The organism is Flavobacterium sp. LPB0248 (genome assembly GCF_013388355.1).
In the GTDB taxonomy this organism is placed as follows: domain Bacteria; phylum Bacteroidota; class Bacteroidia; order Flavobacteriales; family Flavobacteriaceae; genus Flavobacterium.
In genome coordinates this window covers 1,038,643-1,055,645 of the sequence record NZ_CP058246.1, presented here as the reverse complement: position 1 = coordinate 1,055,645, position 17,003 = coordinate 1,038,643, and the positions used below count along the sequence as shown (strand labels likewise).

The following is a 17,003-nucleotide window of genomic DNA, read 5'->3' as shown; positions in this document are numbered from 1 at the left end:
TTTTTTAAATGAAGTTTAATCGGGCAGAAACACCGTAAATACTGAACCTTTTCCTAAAGTGCTATCGGCAATTATGTGACCTTTGTGGTTCTCTACAATCTTCTTGCAGATCGCTAATCCGATTCCGGTTCCAGGATAATCTGTTTTAGAATGAAGACGCTGAAAAAGAATAAAAATGGTTTCTTTAAACTGAGGGTCAAATCCCATTCCGTTATCTGTAAAAGTAATTTTATGAAATTTCTTTATAGACTGTTCTAATATTTCTGGATATTCTGATGAACTAACTTTTTCGCTTGAAATAGAAATCTGAGGTTCAGTATCGGGCTGGCTGTATTTTAATGAATTTCCAATTAAATTGATAAACAGCTGTTCTATCTGATATGGAATCACAGAAAGCTTTGGAAGTTTTCCAATTCGCTGAATAACGGCTTTCTTTTCTTCGATAATTTCTGCCAATTCAGATTCGGCATTATCTAGAAGTTCATTAAGATTCATTTTAATGAATTCCTTTTTGGTAGTATTGGTTCTAGAAAACAAAAGAAGGTCGTCTATTAAAACACGCATTCTTTTTGCCGAACTTTCTATTTTGGAAATGTAATTTTTTCCGCTTTCAGACATCACTTCTTTATCTGCGCTGGAAACTCTAGAAATAAAAGTCTGTATTTTTCTAAGCGGTTCTTGTAAATCGTGACTTGCAACGTGGTTGAAAGAAGCCAATTCTTTATTGCTTTTCTCCAGTTCTTTATTTCGTTCCTGAAGTTCGATATTCAAAAGATGTTCGTCTGTAATGTCAAAATTAATTCCAAGCAAGATTTTACTTCCCTGCTGATCCGTAACCAGTTTTCCTGTTGTTTTAAAATAACGGACTTCAAAATCTGGACGTACAATTTTATAATACACAAACGGAAGATGTTTCTTTTCTATAATTCCGTCAATTGCTTTTGCAACAGATTCTTTATCGTCTGGATGAACATATTTTATAAGTGTAGCTTTGTTTGGCGCAAAAGATCTCGGTTCGAGACCTAATAATCGGAATTGGTTGTCTGAAAAATCAATTTTATCAGAATCCAAATCCCATTGCCAAGTGCTGAATTTACCAATATTTTCAGACTCAGAAATTAAACCTGTAGAAATTAAAAGTTTTTTATTGAATACTTTCAAGCGTTCAAAATCGCGGCTAATTTGACGATATGCCAATAAAATAAAACTCAAAGCCACAAGAAATAAGGAAATGGAAAAAAGCGGACTCAAAGAAATTTCCGAATCGTAAATTTTTAGCCTTTTCTTTAGAAAGTCTTTCTCAATGTCATTCATTTCATCCACTTTAAAACGGATGTTTTCCATTAAAATACGACCGCCAAACATATGATTGTCCAGCTTTCTTTTGTCGTATGTTTTAGGATCGCTATATTTTAGACAGTTTTCAAAAGAAACAAAACGTTGGGTAATGAGTTTGAAAAGTTTCTGGAGATTATCCTGCTGTTTCGGATTATCGGCAGTGAGCTTTTTTAAAGTGATAAACGAAGTGTTTACCTTGTCTCGGGAATAAATATACGGAGTTAAAAAACGGGCATTGCGCGTAATAATATACCCGCGCTGGCCCGTTTCTGCATCTTTTATAGCCGACATTAAGCGTTCGAGCTGAATGTTGATTTCGTAAGTATGCATAACCAGTTTGCTCGATTCATTCAAGTCCTGGTTATGTTTGTAAGCAATTGAAGAAAGGAATAACAGAATGAAAACTGCGATTACAAAAATAACTCTCAAAGAGTTTGAAGAATTAAAATTTGGTATCCACTTCATTATTGGAATGCTTTTATTTTAGTCGAAGCAAAAAATTATCACGGTTTAAACCAGAAGTATGATAATGCCAGTTTACAGTCACGACTTCATTAATTATTTTTTTTAACGTATTGAAATCGCTTGGCTTTTTGATGTAAATATTGGCGCCTTGAATAAAGGTATCTTCGATATCCTCTTCTGAAGAAGAAGTAGAATAGATCGCAATGATTATATCTTTTAAATGATCCGTTTTTTTGATTTCAATCAAACATTCTTTACCTGTTTTCTTAGGCATGTTTAAATCTAGAAACAAAATATCTGGAAGTTTATTGTTTGTGTCCATTAAATGATCCATAAGCTGCATCCCGTCGTGAACAAAATTTACATTCGTTTGTATCTTTATTTCTTCAAAAGCATCTTTAAAGAAAAGACGGTCATCTTCATCGTCATCGGCCAATAAAATGTGTAATGCGTTTTTTTGCATTTTAATGTGGTATTTGGGTTTTTATTTTAAATTTTCTCTTCGTTTCTTAATAATTCTCTGAAAAGCAGATGGAGTAATACCAGTTGTGTTTTTAAACTGAGTACTCAAATGCGCAACACTCGAATAATTAAGTAAAAAAGCAATTTCAGTCAAACTCATTTCGTTAATGATAATAAGCTGTTTTGCTCTTTCAATTTTCTGTAAAATAATAAAGTTTTCTATAGAAGAATAAGTTACTTCTGAGAAAACATTAGATAAATATCCGTAACTGTGGTTTAGCTTTTCTGCCAAAAATACAGAACTTTTATAATTATTGCTGTCGTCCATAAATACAAGTTCGATAATCGCATCTTTGATTTTTTGGACTAATACACTTTTTTGATTTTCAACTACTTCAAAACCACACGGAGCCAATTTAGTTTTTAAATTGTCTAGCGCTTCGGCATCAAGATTGTCTTCAATCTCAATTTCGCCAAATCCTAGAGTTGTAAAATTTACATTGTTTTGTTCCAGATTTTGTTTCAAATAAAGAGAGCAAATAGTATTAATGTCGAACTTTATAAATAGTTTCATTTTATAGAAATTTGGTTAAAGATACTTAATTTATTTGGTGTTTTTGCTTTTAATTAGCACAGAATTACGTCAAAATACGATTTTAAAATAAAATTTTCAAAAAAATACCGTCTAATATTTTTACTAGACGGTATTTCCCTGATTGAGTTGTAAGGATTTACAATTCTGACAGGATTTGATGAAATTCCTCTTTTGTTTTTCCCAATTTCTGCTGAAGTCTTCCGTACATTTCGTCTTCTTTTCCTTCAGCAAACATCAAATCATCATCTGTTAGTGTTGCAAACTTTTGTTTCAGTTTACCTTTCAGCTCATTCCAGTTTCCTTTTATTTCAGTAGTATTCATGATATCTCTTTTTTTGTATTTTATTGTATTGTAAAATTGCAAATTCTAAATCAGGTTTATGTTACATTTATTTTCCCGACTGTTGCATAATTTTCATTTTAATAGAGAATGAAAATCAATTCATAACTCAAAATTACGCCTGATATCTTCTTAATATCCAAGCCATTTTTTCATGTTCTTGCAGTAATCCTGTCACAAAATCGGCTGAGCCTGCATCGTTGGTTTCGTTTTCAAAAACCGGAATATAATCTCTAAATTCTGTTACCAGCTGTTCGTGATTTTCTAGAAGTTCAGATAACATATCTTTTTGTGAAGCGTATTCTTTTGGAGATTCTTTTAAAGTCGAATTATCAATAAACTCCTTCATTGTTCCAATTGTTTTTTCTCCCAGCTGATTAATGCGTTCTGCAACTTCATCGATTTGAGCTTCAAGAATGCGGTATTGCTCTTCAAACAATTTGTGCAGTTCCATAAAACTGTTTCCAGAAATGTTCCAGTGAAATTTTCTTGTTTTTACATACAAAGTCATTTCATTGGATAAAATCGTAGCCAGTATAGAAGCGCTCTTTTTTAAGTTTTTTGGTGTAATTCCGATATTTGGGCTCATAATTGTCTTTTTAATGGTTTATTTCAAAGTTACTTTTGATTCTAATTTTTCTCTTACACAATTTTTGATAGATGTTATAGGAATTCAATGTTACTTAAATAATTAAGAATAAAACATGATAGATGTCAACTCTAAGAGAAGCCGTAGCGCTTACGAGAAAAGGGCTTCGACTCCGCTCAGCCTGGGAAGAACAGACATTCAACAGTTGCCATCAACCATCAACGACAAACGATTAACAATAAACCATCAACCATTAACTCATAAAAATTATTATTTGTAATTTTGCCGCACAAGCAAAAAAGAATATGACAACACAACAACTACACGAACAAATTCTTCAAAAAAAATCATTTTTATGCGTTGGATTAGATCCAGATCTAACTAAAATGCCAGCACATTTATTAGAAACAGAAGATCCTATTTTCGAATTTAATAAAGCAATTATTGATGCCACACACGATCTGACTGTTGGCTACAAACCCAATACGGCATTTTTTGAAGCTTACGGAATAAAAGGATGGATGTCTTTGCAAAAAACAATCAATTATATCAACGAAAATTATCCTGACATTTTTACGATTGCCGATGCAAAACGTGGAGATATTGGGAATACTTCGAGCATGTACGCCAAAGCTTTTTTTGAAGACTTGAATTTTGACAGTGTAACCGTTGCTCCTTATATGGGAAAAGATTCTGTAGAACCTTTCTTAGCTTTCGAAAACAAGCATACAATTATGTTAGCTTTGACTTCAAATGAAGGTGCTTTCGATTTTCAGACTTTAAATACAAACGGAAAGGAATTATACAAACAGGTTCTAGAAATTTCTAAAACTTGGAAAAACAGCGAAAACTTAATGTACGTTGTTGGCGCAACCAAAGCAGAATATTTTACTGAAATTAGAAAAATTGTTCCAGACAGTTTCTTATTGGTGCCTGGAATTGGCGCTCAAGGCGGAAGTCTGTTTGAAGTTTGCAAATATGGAATGAATGATAAAGTTGGTCTTTTGGTAAATTCTGCAAGAGCGATTATCTATGCATCAAAAGGAACCGATTTCGCTGAAAAGGCTAGAGAAGAGGCTTTGAAAGTACAGAAAGAAATGGCTGAGATTATTAGTTTAAAGTTTCAGGTTTAAAGTTTCAGGTTGCTTTACTTTGAGCATAATTTTTTAACGCAAAGTGCGCTAAGTTTTTTCGCAAAGTACACAAAGAAGTTATTCGCAATCTTGTAAAAGTTTTTTAAGTTCTCAAAGAAGAATGTAAGCTTTACTTTATCTAAGCTTTGAGAACTTAAAAAAAAAAATTTAAAAATTATAAGCCTTCGCGAACTCTGCGAAAAAACTTAGCGCACTTTGCGTTAAATTTCACATTCCAATAAACCAGAAACATGAAACAAATAAAAGACCAGCTTGGTACTATTCATTCTTTTGAAACAGCTCCAAAACGTATTATTTCGCTTGTTCCTTCACAAACTGAATTATTGTATGATTTAGGTTTGGAAGAAAAAATTATCGGAATTACGAAGTTTTGTGTTCATCCGTTTCATTTTAAATCTACCAAAAAAATTGTTGGTGGAACGAAGAAAATTCACTTCGAAAAAATAAAACTTTTAGAGCCAGATATTATTATCTGCAACAAAGAAGAAAACACGCCTGAAATTGTAGAACAGTTAAGTGCAATTTGTCCAGTTTGGGTTACAAATATTGTTTCTATTGAAGATAATTTCCAGATGATTTCAGATTTCGGACAATTATTTAATTGCAGAACCGAGGCGCAGAAATGGAACAACAAATTGGCTTTTGCATTAAGCGATTTCAAAAATTATATCCAGGATATAAAAGAAAAGAAAGCAGCCTATTTTATTTGGAAAAATCCATACATGGTTGCAGGAAATGATACTTATATAAATGAGTTGCTAAAACTCAATCATTTTAAAAATATCTACGAAGACAAAGGCCGTTATCCCGAAATTGAATTAAAGAAAATGCGTTTAGAAGGAGATCCAGATATTGTATTTCTTTCATCAGAACCTTATCCTTTTAAAGAAGAAGATGCTTTCGAAATCGGAAGATTTACGCATCACGCCAAAACCATTTTTGTTGATGGCGAAATGTTCTCTTGGCATGGTAGCAGGTTATTAAAAGCTTTCGCTTATTTTAAATTACTGCACGAAAGATTGAAGAATTAGTTTTGTTTTAGGTTTTCAAGTTTCAAGTTTCAAGTTTCAGGTTTCAAGTTTAACGCAAAGAGCGCAATCCCGTTGGCTATCGGGAACGCAAAGTTCGCAAAGTTTTTAGACAAAGCTTTGCGAACTTTGCGCTTTATATAAAGCTTAATAAATGAAAAAACTTTGTGCTCTTTGCGTTAAAATTATGTTCAAAGTAAAGCAACCTGAAACCTGAAACCTGAAACTTGAAACTTGAAACCTGAAACCTGAAACCTGAAACAAATAAAACTTTAACCAAAAAAAAAAATGCCGACATCTCGAAGACGTCGGCATCATTTAACTAACCAAAACCAAAATAATAAATAACCAGTTTATTACATTACAAATGTCCGACATATATCAAACTTATGCTGTTAAGGTCTTGTTATTACTTTGTTGGATATAAGTTAATGTTTAAAAGATTGTATTTTTTAACCGTAAAGAGCACAATCCTGATAGCTATTAGGAACACAAAGTTCGCAAAGGTTTTTAGGCAAAGCTTTGTGAACTTTGCGTTTTATATAAAGCTTAATAAATGAAAAAACTTTGCGCTCTTTGTGGTAAAATTATGTTCAAAGTAAAGCAACTTGAAACCAAGAAAACCTGAAACCTGAAACTAAACTTATATAAAAAAAGAATGCCGGCATCTCGAAGAAGCCGGCATCATTTAACTAACCAAAACCAAAATAATAAATAACCAGTTTATTACATTACAAATGTCCGATATATATCAATCTTATGCTGTTAAGGTTTTGTTATTACTTTGTTGACCATACGTTAAGATTTGTCAAATCGCTGTTTTGAGCATTCAGTATCATAAAATAATCTTTAGTTATTAAAATATAATAACAATCAATTTTACTTATGAATATGCTAAGGATAAGTTTGTATATTTGATAAAACGTTAAAAATCAGCAAAATGGAATCAAACAAAAAATTAACAACTGCAACCGGAACTCCCGTTCCAGACAATCAAAACATTCAAACAGCTGGCCCTCGTGGACCTGTTTTATTACAAGATTTTTGGTTCTTAGAAAAGATGGCACATTTTGACCGAGAAGTGATTCCGGAAAGAAGAATGCATGCCAAAGGTTCTGGAGCCTACGGAACTTTTACTGTTACACACGATATTACCAAATATTCAAAAGCAGACTTGTTTTCTGAAATTGGAAAAAAGACAGAAATGTTTGTGCGTTTTTCAACTGTTGCAGGAGAAAGAGGTGCTGCTGACGCCGAAAGAGATATACGCGGTTTCGCTATGAAATTTTATACAAATGAAGGAAATTGGGATTTGGTTGGAAATAATACGCCTGTTTTCTTTTTCCGTGATCCAATGAAATTTCCAGATTTGAACCATGCTGTAAAACGCGATCCAAAAACCAATTTAAGAAGTGCTGATAATAATTGGGATTTTTGGACTTTATTGCCAGAAGCTCTTCATCAAGTTACAATTGTAATGAGTGACCGAGGAATTCCGAGATCGTATAGAGAAATGCACGGTTTCGGAAGTCATACTTTTAGCTTTATTAATGCGAAAAACGAAAGACATTGGGTAAAATTCCATTTAGTTTCGCAACAGGGAATCGAAAATTTATCTGATGAAGAAGCTGCTAAGTTAGTAGGAGGAGATAGAGAAAGTCATCAAAGGGATTTGTTTAATGCAATCGAAGAAGGCAATTTCCCGAAATGGAAAATGTTTGTTCAGATTATGTCAGAAGAGCAGGCGAGAACTTATCGTTTTCATCCATTTGATTTAACTAAAGTTTGGTTAAAAGGAGATTTTCCGCTAATTCCAGTTGGAGAATTTGAATTGAATAAAAATCCAGAAAATTATTTTGCCGAAGTAGAGCAAGCGGCTTTTAATCCAGCTCACGTAGTTCCAGGAATTGGTTTCTCTCCAGATAAAATGCTTCAAGGACGTTTGTTTTCTTACGGAGATGCTCACCGTTATCGTTTAGGAGTAAACAATTACCAGATTCCAGTAAACGCTTCTAGATGTCCGTATAACAGTTTCCACAGAGACGGAGCAATGCGTGTCGACGGAAATTATGGTGGAAGAAAACACTACGAACCAAACAGTTTCGGCGAATGGCAAGATCAGCCAGAAGTAAAAGAACCGCCGTTGGCAATTTACGGCGATGCTTACGCACATAATTTTAGAGAAGATGATAGCGATTATTTCACTCAGCCCGGACTTTTGTTCCGTTTATTGACCGATGAGAAGAAACAGCTTTTGTTTAAAAACACAGCGGGGCAAGTAGGAGGAGCACAGAAATTTATTCAGGTCCGTCATATTAGAAACTGCTATCAAGCCGATCCAGCATACGGAGAAGGCGTAGCAAACGCTCTAGGAATGACAATGGCCGAAGTTAATGCTTTTGATGATCCTAGATTGGCGATTAAAGCAAGGTGAGGTTCTAAGTTTCTGAGATGCTAAGATTCTAAGTTGCCAACTTTTGAGCTTATGATCGATAAATAATAAACCCGACAGATTTTTAAAATCTGTCGGGTTTGCTATATAAAAAACTTAGTATCTTAGAAACTCAGAACCTTAGCATCTTAAAAATTAAGAAAAAACCACCGTCTTATTGCTATAAACCATTGTTTTTCTTTCAGCGTGCAGTTTAATGGCTCTTGCCAAAACGATGCGTTCCAAATCACGGCCTTTCATGATAAAATCTTCTACAGAGTGAATATGAGAAACTCTTGCGATATCTTGTTCAATAATCGGACCTTCGTCTAATTCTTCGGTAACATAATGGCTTGTTGCGCCAATAATTTTCACACCACGTTTAAAAGCCGAATGATACGGTTTTGCACCTGGAAAAGCAGGTAAAAACGAATGGTGGATATTGATGATTTTATTTTCGTAAAGCGAAATTAATTTTGGCGTCACAATTTGCATGTAACGCGCCAAAACGATAAAGTTGATTTGGTATCTTTTTAAAAGCTCAATTTGTCTTGCTTCGCCTTCTTCTTTGTTGTCTTTTGTAAAAGGAACATAGTGAAACGGAATATCAAAACGTTCTGCAATCGAACGCAAATCATTATGATTGCTGATAATCACGGGAATTTCAACGCCTAATTCATCTGCACTGTAACGTCCTAAAATGTCAAATAAACAATGATCATACTTAGAAACAAATAGGGCCATTTTAGGTTTTTGTTCCAGATTGTACAAATCCCAAGACATTCCAAATTTTACAGCAAGAGTTTTATCAAAGTCTTCTTTAAAACTTTCAACCGTGATAGTCGAATTTTCGAATTCGCATTCCAGACGCATAAAAAATACATTTTGCTCTACATCCACGTGTTGGTCGATATAGGTAATATTTCCTCCTACCTTAGCAATAAAAGTAGTGACTGAAGCAATAATATTCTTTTGATCTTTACAGTGAATGAGTATGGTAATTTTTTGCATTTTAGTTTATTTTTGGTTAGTTGCAAAGATGCTAAGACATTTAGTTTTTTAGCTTAGACACTTAGTGTCTTAGAAGCTTAGCAACTTTAGAATTATTTTCCATCTTGCATTGCAAAAACCTTTTGTAACAAAGGCGTCGTTCTTGCAGAAATATCGTTTCTGATTACTTTTTCTTCAACAGCAATCATTTTAAAAACACCAGACAAAGCTTGATTGGTTGTATAATCAGTTAAATCTGGATTTACTTTTTTAACTAGCGGAATAGTATTGTATTTGTTTATAATTTTTGTCCAGACAGCATCGGCACCTACTTTTTCGAAAGAGCTTTTAATTACTGGATTAAATTTGGCATATAATGCAGTTGTTGTACTGCCTTGTAAATAATTGGTTGCGGCATTATCACTTCCTAAAAGAATGTTTTTAGCATCTGTAAACGTCATGTTTTTTACTGCTGTAACAAAAATTGGAGTTGCTTCTTTTACTGCATCTTCTGCAGCACGGTTCAGCATTTTGATTCCTTCATCTGCAAGAGAGCTTAAACCTACTTTACGCAATGTTGCATCTACTTTTTGTAATTCTTCGGGCATTAAAATTTTTACAGCTTCGTTTTTGTAAAATCCGTCTACAGCAGTTAGTTTACTTACTTGTTGCGTGATTCCTTTATTTAAAGCTTCTTTTAATCCAGAAGCAATGTCAACAGTTCCCGAACTTGGAAGCTGAGATGCGATTTGAGGCAATTGATTTAAAGTCTGTTGTACCTGTGCGCAAGAAGTAAGCGAAAATGTAACGGCTAATAGTAAAATCTTTTTCATTTGGGGTTTTTATTTAAGTTTCAAAAATACTACTTATTCAAAAACAACGCCACAATTTTATTAAGGGTGAAGAAAGATTTTGTTTGATAATTAACAACAGATTACTATTTGTTTATTTGGGACTTTTTATGAGTATAATAATAAAACAAAGAAAATTATTTACTTTTTCAGAAGATCTATTTTCTCATTTGTTTTTTCAATATAAACAGACATTTCACGGTATTTCCATTTACCTCTTTTTTCGCCAACAATAAATAAAGTTCCCTTGCCTTTTGGACCTTTCAATGGTACTTGTACATCGCAGGTTCGTACATCATTGTGTGAAGTGACCGTTCCAGAAACCATTCCGTCTGTTTCGACGGGAGAACCGAGTTTTTCCACCACGAGTTTATTATTCTCTACAGCAATCATAGATTCTTTATAGGCTTCAGAATCTTTAAGAACCGAAGTTACTTCATAGAAAATTCCGCCAATAAATAAAGCCGCTAATATGATAAGAGTTAAACATCCGCTGGGAATAAACCATTTCCAGTTTCGGTTTAGCCAGCTTTGTTTTTGTACTAACTCATTAGAATCGTCCATAAATCAATTTTTTAGGTGAATGACATAGCTAAAATAAGGATAATTTCTTGTTTATTTTATAATTTTTTAATGGAAAGTATTGATGTTCAGTTTTCTAGAATATTTTGATTTTCTAGTAATTGGAATAAAAAAAATCATCTCATAAATGTACAAGATGATTTTCAGGAAAGCCTTTCGGACTTTAATTAGTATGATAATTTAGATTGAGGCTTATATAGAGTTGTTGGAATTTAAATCTTTCAGTATAGTTTCAGTATAATTTTTTCCGCCTTTCATTAAATAAAAGAACGATTTTGCTACATAAATTGGAGTATACGGAAAACTTCGCCAGCTTGCGGAAAGGTTCAAAAAAAAGTGTTTCAGGGCATATTTAAATGTGCCTTCATCGGGACGGATGAAATAGATGTTTGGTTCTTTGATTCTTTTTACCATTTCAGAAATAATAAAAGGAAACATAATAAATTTCCCTCCTTGCTGAATTAAAACGTTTATTTCAAACATCGTAAGTCCTTCAATATTATTTGTTTTCATAAGAGTTTATTTTTTAAACATTTATAAAAAAAATGGGGCCGAATTATAGTTGCAAAAAAATAAATATTCTAGTAATTCTACTGCCTCAAAAAGATTTAATAATAATACTTTAAGATATATTTTAAATATATTAACCAAACAAAAAAGAGAGAATTTATCAAACCAGATTTGATAAATTCTCTCTCTGAATTATTGGCATAAATTATTGAATTTCAGTTGTAGTGTCGGGAAGCGTTTCACGATTTAAATTGGCATCTTTTTCGTAAACATCTTGAAAGAATCCTATTTCGCCATTTTCATTTACCAATGAAGTAAAATAAGTGATGAAAATTGGTACTTTTTTAGACAGCTTAAAACTGTTTTCTGTTTTACCAGCCATTGCTTTATCAATTTTTGCCTGATTCCATTCTGGATAATCTTTCAGCATGGCAACAGCAAGTTCTTTAGCCATTTTGACATTAATACATCCGTGGCTGAAAGTTCTTTTTTCAAAATCGAATAAAGTTTTAGATGGCGTATCGTGCATGTAAATATCATCAGAATTTGGAAACATAAATTTTACCAATCCTAAAGAATTATCTGGTCCTGGTTTTTGTCTTACTTGTCCGTTTACCATTTCCATGTTTTTCGCTGCTAGATAATTAGGATCTTCAGCCATTTTAGATTTCAACTCATTTTGCACTATACTTTGAGGTACTGTCCAATATGGGCTAAAAACAATTCGATCAATTTCTCCATTAAAAATGGTTGTTTTGGTTAAAGGTGCGCCAACAAATACGGGTGAAGTCAAAACTATTTTTCCGTTCTTAACATAAAACAATTCATAAGAAGGAACATTTACCAAAACATATTCATCACTGGCTGCAATTTTGGCCGAAATCTCACGACATCTTTCCATGTTAAGTTTTAATGTCGCTACTTTATCTTCAAGCGAAATATTCATTTCGTTAATATGCTCTTCTGCCAAAATATAATTAGGTTTAAATCCGTTACGGACTTTATATTTCATTACAGCGTCCATCAATTCACGATCGTAAATATCGCTTTTAGAATCTGTTTTTAAATCGCCTAACAAATACAAACGAGTTCTAACTTGCGCAATAGTGTTTGAAACTGCATCAGGACGCAACTCTTTATAAGGAGTTTCTGCCGGAACAATAGGTTTGTATTTGCTAGATTTTTCTAATCTTTTGTATTTTTTTAGAGCATCTTGCAATTTGTAATACTGGTCAAATTCTACTTTTTCATTTGATGCAACTGATGTTGTTTCTGCCTCTTCTAATGTGCTGTAGTTTAAGAAATCTTTCAGCATGCTATCATAAGCTAATTTTTTCTTGTCAGCATTATTTTTTTTAGTGTACACTATATATAATGAACTCAAAAGCATATCTGCATCAGTTTTAGAAAGAGTGCTTTTATCTGATGAAGTATCAAATAATTGGTCTATTTCTTTTTGATAAGGAATAATCAAATCATCTGTTTTTTTTGCTTTTTCGTACAAAACAGAACCAAACTCGTTGATTTCGTTTTCATCAAACCAGATAGATCCAAGAGTTCTGTTTTTATACAAAGACATGACATCTGATTTATATTTTTTTAAATCCGAATATCTTTTAAAGAAGTCGTTCGAGATTTCGTCTACATCATTTTGATTGTGGTAAACGGTTAAATGATTTGAAGCTTTTTTATAGGTAAGATTGTTTTTTTCAATACTGTTAAAAGAAAATACAAAAAAACTCAAACTTAAAATGACGGTGAATGAATATAATGTTTTCATTTTTTTAATTTTTACGTTATTACTTTTCTACGTAAGTTTTAGGTAAAAATTTGGGGCTTTTCTACACTGCTAAATTACTATTAGAGAGCTCGAAACATGTTTCCTGATTTTATTTAAATGTTGCGAAATTGCCATGTCTTTAAGCTTTCTTTAACTTATATCAATTAGTAGCAAGAATTGTTACCTTTATATTGAAGAAAAAATATTTTCTTTTTTATTAACATAATGTTATTTGACTGATCAAATATTAAAATAATTTGTACATTGGTCGCTTAAAATTATCATATTCATAAAATGGAACAACAAATACCATATATTCCTAAAAATAAAGTAAGAATTGTCACTGCTGCTTCACTTTTTGATGGTCATGATGCTGCCATCAATATTATGCGTCGTATTATTCAGTCAACAGGGGTTGAAGTAATTCATCTTGGTCATGACCGAAGTGTAGAAGAAGTGGTAAATACCGCTATTCAGGAAGATGCCAATGCTATTGCAATGACTTCATACCAAGGTGGTCACAACGAATACTTTAAATATATGTATGATTTGCTTCGCGAAAAAGGAGCAGGACACATTAAAATCTTCGGAGGTGGAGGTGGTGTAATTCTTCCTAGCGAAATTTCAGAATTACATGAATATGGTATTACAAGAATTTATTCTCCAGACGATGGACGTTCTTTAGGACTTCAAGGAATGATTAACGATTTGGTTCAACGTGCTGATTTTCCTATTGGAGATAAACTGAACGGAGAAATCGATCATATCGAAAATAAAATTCCAACGGCAATTGCACGTTTAATTTCTGCAGCCGAAAACTTCCCAGAAATTGCAAAACCAGTTTTTGATAAAATTCATGAAAGCAATGCCACTTCAAAAATTCCAGTTTTAGGAATTACAGGAACAGGTGGTGCAGGAAAATCTTCTTTGGTGGACGAATTAGTTCGCCGTTTTTTAATTGATTTTCCAGAAAAAACAATCGGATTAATTTCTGTCGATCCTTCTAAGAGAAAAACAGGAGGAGCGCTTTTAGGAGATAGAATCCGTATGAATGCCATTAATAATCCTCGTGTTTATATGCGTTCGCTGGCTACACGTCAATCCAATTTGGCTTTATCTAAATATGTAGCCGAAGCGATTCAGGTTTTAAAAGCTGCAAAATACGATTTGATTATTTTGGAAACTTCAGGAATTGGTCAGTCTGATACCGAGATTATGGATCATTCTGATGTATCCTTATATGTAATGACGCCAGAATTTGGAGCGGCAACACAATTAGAAAAAATCGACATGCTTGATTTTGCCGATTTAGTGGCTTTAAACAAATTTGATAAACGTGGCGCTTTAGACGCTTTACGCGATGTAAAAAAACAATATCAAAGAAACCATAATCTTTGGGATAAAAGCCCAGACGAAATGCCAGTTTTCGGAACGATTGCTTCGCAGTTTAATGATCCGGGAATGAACACGCTTTACAAAGCGATTATGGACAAAGTGGTTGAAAAAACGGCTTCAGATTTGAAATCGACTTTTGAAATCACAAAAGAAATGAGCGAGAAAATCTTCGTGATTCCGCCACACAGAACGCGTTATTTATCTGAAATTGCAGAGAATAACAGATCTTATGATGAAACAGCTATTTCGCAGCAAAAAGTAGCTCAGAAATTATACGGAATTTTCAAAACCATAGAATCGGTTTCTGGAAAAGTGCCGCAAATTACTAAAGCTGGAATTGAAGATTCTTCTGTTTTACCTAGTGGAATTGCAGAACATGATGAAAACAGAATCTTTTTAAATCTTTTACTGAATCAATTCGATAAAGTAAAAATGGATTTAGATCCGTACAATTGGGAAATTATCCTGAATTGGGACGAAAAAGTAGCCAAATACAAAAATCCAGTTTACTCGTTTAAAGTTCGTGATAAAGAAATCAAGATTGCAACACATTCTGAAAGTTTATCGCATTTACAGATTCCGAAAATTGCTTTGCCTAAATATGAAGGTTGGGGCGATATTCTGCGTTGGAATTTACAGGAAAATGTTCCTGGAGAATTTCCTTTTGCTTCAGGATTGTATCCGTTTAAACGTGAAGGCGAAGATCCGTCAAGAATGTTTGCAGGCGAGGGCGGACCAGAAAGAACCAACAAACGTTTTCATTATGTGAGTGCAGGAATGCCTGCAAAACGTCTTTCGACTGCTTTTGATAGTGTAACTTTATACGGAAACGATCCAGATTTGCGTCCCGATATTTATGGAAAAATCGGAAATGCAGGAGTTTCAATCTGCTGTTTGGATGATGCTAAAAAACTATATTCAGGTTTCGATTTGGTTCATGCTTTAACTTCGGTAAGTATGACCATTAACGGGCCTGCGCCAATGCTGTTAGGTTTCTTTATGAATGCGGCAATCGATCAGCAATGTGAGATTTACATCAAAGCCAATGAATTAGAAAAAGAAGTTGAAGCGAAAATCAATAAACTATATAAAGACAAAGGAATCGAAAGACCAAGATACCAAGGTGAACTTCCTGCCGGAAACAACGGTTTGGGATTAATGCTTTTGGGTGTTACGGGAGATCAGGTTTTACCTTTGGAGGTTTATAACGAGATAAAAGTAAAAACTTTAGCTCAAGTTCGTGGAACGGTTCAGGCCGATATTTTAAAAGAAGATCAGGCGCAGAATACTTGTATTTTCTCAACCGAATTTGCTTTGAGATTAATGGGTGACGTTCAGGAATATTTTATTACTAAAAACGTTCGTAATTTCTATTCGGTTTCAATTTCAGGATATCATATTGCCGAGGCAGGAGCAAACCCAATTACACAATTGGCGTTTACGCTTTCAAATGGTTTCACTTACGTGGAATATTATTTGAGCCGAGGCATGAACATCAACGATTTTGGACCAAATTTATCGTTCTTCTTCTCAAACGGAGTAGATCCAGAATATTCAGTAATTGGTCGTGTGGCGCGTAAAATTTGGGCAAAAGCCATGAAAAACAAATACGGAGCCAACGAAAGAGCACAAATGCTGAAATATCATATTCAGACTTCTGGGCGTTCGTTACACGCGCAGGAAATTGATTTCAACGATATTAGAACGACTTTACAGGCTTTATACGCGATTTACGACAACTGTAATTCATTGCATACAAACGCTTACGACGAAGCGATTACAACACCAACAGAAGAATCGGTTCGTAGAGCGATGGCAATTCAGTTGATTATTAATAAAGAATTAGGTTTAGCGAAAAACGAAAACCCAATTCAAGGTTCGTTCATCATCGAAGAATTAACTGATTTGGTTGAAGCTGCAGTTCTTCAGGAATTCGACAGAATTACAGAAAGAGGAGGAGTTCTAGGTGCAATGGAAACGATGTACCAAAGATCTAAAATTCAGGAAGAAAGTTTGTATTACGAAACTTTAAAACACAACGGCGATTTCCCAATTGTGGGTGTAAATACGTTCTTGAGTTCAAAAGGTTCGCCAACGGTAATTCCGGCTGAGGTTATTCGCGCAACCGAAGAAGAAAAACAATATCAGATTACGATGCTGGATAACTTGCACAATTTCCACGAAGCAAAAGTAAACGAGCATTTAAATACGTTACAGCAAGCCGCTATTAAAAACGAAAACTTATTCGACCACTTAATGGAAGCTACAAAGGTTTGTTCTTTAGGTCAGATTACTTCGGCGTTGTTTGAAGTAGGTGGGCAGTATAGAAGGAATATGTAAGGATTATCATTTATAAATTTTAAAGAAAACCTCTCAGAAATGGGAGGTTTTTTTGTTGAAATTGTTTGGAATTGAGGAAAACCGTAAATTATTCGGTAATTTATTTTATTAATTTGACACAAAAAGATTAACCAAAAAAGACTGAAATGTAGA

The 17,003-nt window shown here is 33.6% G+C and carries 14 protein-coding genes; 4 read left to right on the top strand and 10 right to left on the bottom strand.

Going from position 1 to position 17,003, the window contains the following annotated elements; genetic code table 11:
• Positions 1-15: 15 nt before the first annotated feature.
• From LPB248_RS04325 to LPB248_RS04305, 5 genes are all read right to left on the bottom strand, one after another.
• Positions 16-1,803 (bottom strand): CHASE3 domain-containing protein, encoded by a 1,788-nt coding sequence (locus LPB248_RS04325; RefSeq protein WP_177210352.1) that lies wholly within the window; start codon positions 1,801-1,803, stop codon positions 16-18.
• Positions 1,804-1,816: 13 nt separating this feature from the next.
• Complete coding sequence (locus tag LPB248_RS04320) at positions 1,817-2,266, bottom strand: response regulator (RefSeq protein ID WP_177210351.1); 450 nt, start codon at positions 2,264-2,266, stop codon at positions 1,817-1,819.
• 21 nt (positions 2,267-2,287) lie between these two features.
• Positions 2,288-2,839 carry a helix-turn-helix domain-containing protein gene (locus LPB248_RS04315; RefSeq protein ID WP_177210350.1) on the bottom strand — a complete coding sequence of 184 codons (552 nt, stop codon included), beginning with the start codon at positions 2,837-2,839 and terminating at the stop codon, positions 2,288-2,290.
• Positions 2,840-2,996: 157 nt separating this feature from the next.
• Complete coding sequence (locus LPB248_RS04310; protein WP_095929846.1) at positions 2,997-3,182, bottom strand: CsbD family protein; 186 nt, start codon at positions 3,180-3,182, stop codon at positions 2,997-2,999.
• A gap of 133 nt (positions 3,183-3,315) precedes the next feature.
• The gene (locus LPB248_RS04305) at positions 3,316-3,789 is read right to left on the bottom strand and encodes a Dps family protein (RefSeq protein WP_177210349.1); all 474 of its coding nucleotides are present in this window, start codon (positions 3,787-3,789) and stop codon (positions 3,316-3,318) included.
• Between the two features lie 305 nt (positions 3,790-4,094).
• Here LPB248_RS04305 and pyrF point away from each other — a divergent pair, with 305 nt between their 5' ends.
• The 3 genes from pyrF (at position 4,095) to LPB248_RS04290 (ending at position 8,405) form a co-directional block, all read left to right on the top strand.
• Entirely contained in the window at positions 4,095-4,922 is an 828-nt protein-coding gene (gene pyrF, locus LPB248_RS04300) for an orotidine-5'-phosphate decarboxylase (protein WP_177210348.1), read from the top strand.
• A 251-nt stretch (positions 4,923-5,173) separates the two neighbouring features.
• On the top strand, positions 5,174-5,974 hold the full coding sequence (locus tag LPB248_RS04295; protein WP_177210347.1) for an ABC transporter substrate-binding protein: 801 nt from the start codon (positions 5,174-5,176) through the stop codon (positions 5,972-5,974).
• Between the two features lie 937 nt (positions 5,975-6,911).
• Positions 6,912-8,405, top strand: coding sequence for a catalase (locus LPB248_RS04290; RefSeq protein WP_177210346.1), 1,494 nt, complete (start codon positions 6,912-6,914; stop codon positions 8,403-8,405).
• Positions 8,406-8,558: 153 nt separating this feature from the next.
• Here the strand turns inward: LPB248_RS04290 and purU are convergent, their stop codons facing one another.
• From purU to LPB248_RS04265, 5 genes are all read right to left on the bottom strand, one after another.
• Positions 8,559-9,413 (bottom strand): formyltetrahydrofolate deformylase, encoded by an 855-nt coding sequence (purU, locus tag LPB248_RS04285; protein ID WP_177210345.1) that lies wholly within the window; start codon positions 9,411-9,413, stop codon positions 8,559-8,561.
• A 92-nt stretch (positions 9,414-9,505) separates the two neighbouring features.
• On the bottom strand, positions 9,506-10,225 hold the full coding sequence (locus LPB248_RS04280) for a DUF4197 domain-containing protein (RefSeq protein ID WP_177210344.1): 720 nt from the start codon (positions 10,223-10,225) through the stop codon (positions 9,506-9,508).
• Positions 10,226-10,384: 159 nt separating this feature from the next.
• Complete coding sequence (locus LPB248_RS04275) at positions 10,385-10,807, bottom strand: cytochrome c oxidase assembly factor Coa1 family protein (protein ID WP_177210343.1); 423 nt, start codon at positions 10,805-10,807, stop codon at positions 10,385-10,387.
• Between the two features lie 210 nt (positions 10,808-11,017).
• Positions 11,018-11,338, bottom strand: coding sequence for a hypothetical protein (locus LPB248_RS04270; RefSeq protein ID WP_177210342.1), 321 nt, complete (start codon positions 11,336-11,338; stop codon positions 11,018-11,020).
• A gap of 202 nt (positions 11,339-11,540) precedes the next feature.
• Positions 11,541-13,115 (bottom strand): murein L,D-transpeptidase, encoded by a 1,575-nt coding sequence (locus LPB248_RS04265; RefSeq protein ID WP_177210341.1) that lies wholly within the window; start codon positions 13,113-13,115, stop codon positions 11,541-11,543.
• A 294-nt stretch (positions 13,116-13,409) separates the two neighbouring features.
• Between LPB248_RS04265 and LPB248_RS04260 the strand changes: the two genes are divergently transcribed.
• On the top strand, positions 13,410-16,850 hold the full coding sequence (locus tag LPB248_RS04260) for a methylmalonyl-CoA mutase family protein (RefSeq protein WP_177210340.1): 3,441 nt from the start codon (positions 13,410-13,412) through the stop codon (positions 16,848-16,850).
• Positions 16,851-17,003: the final 153 nt, after the last annotated feature.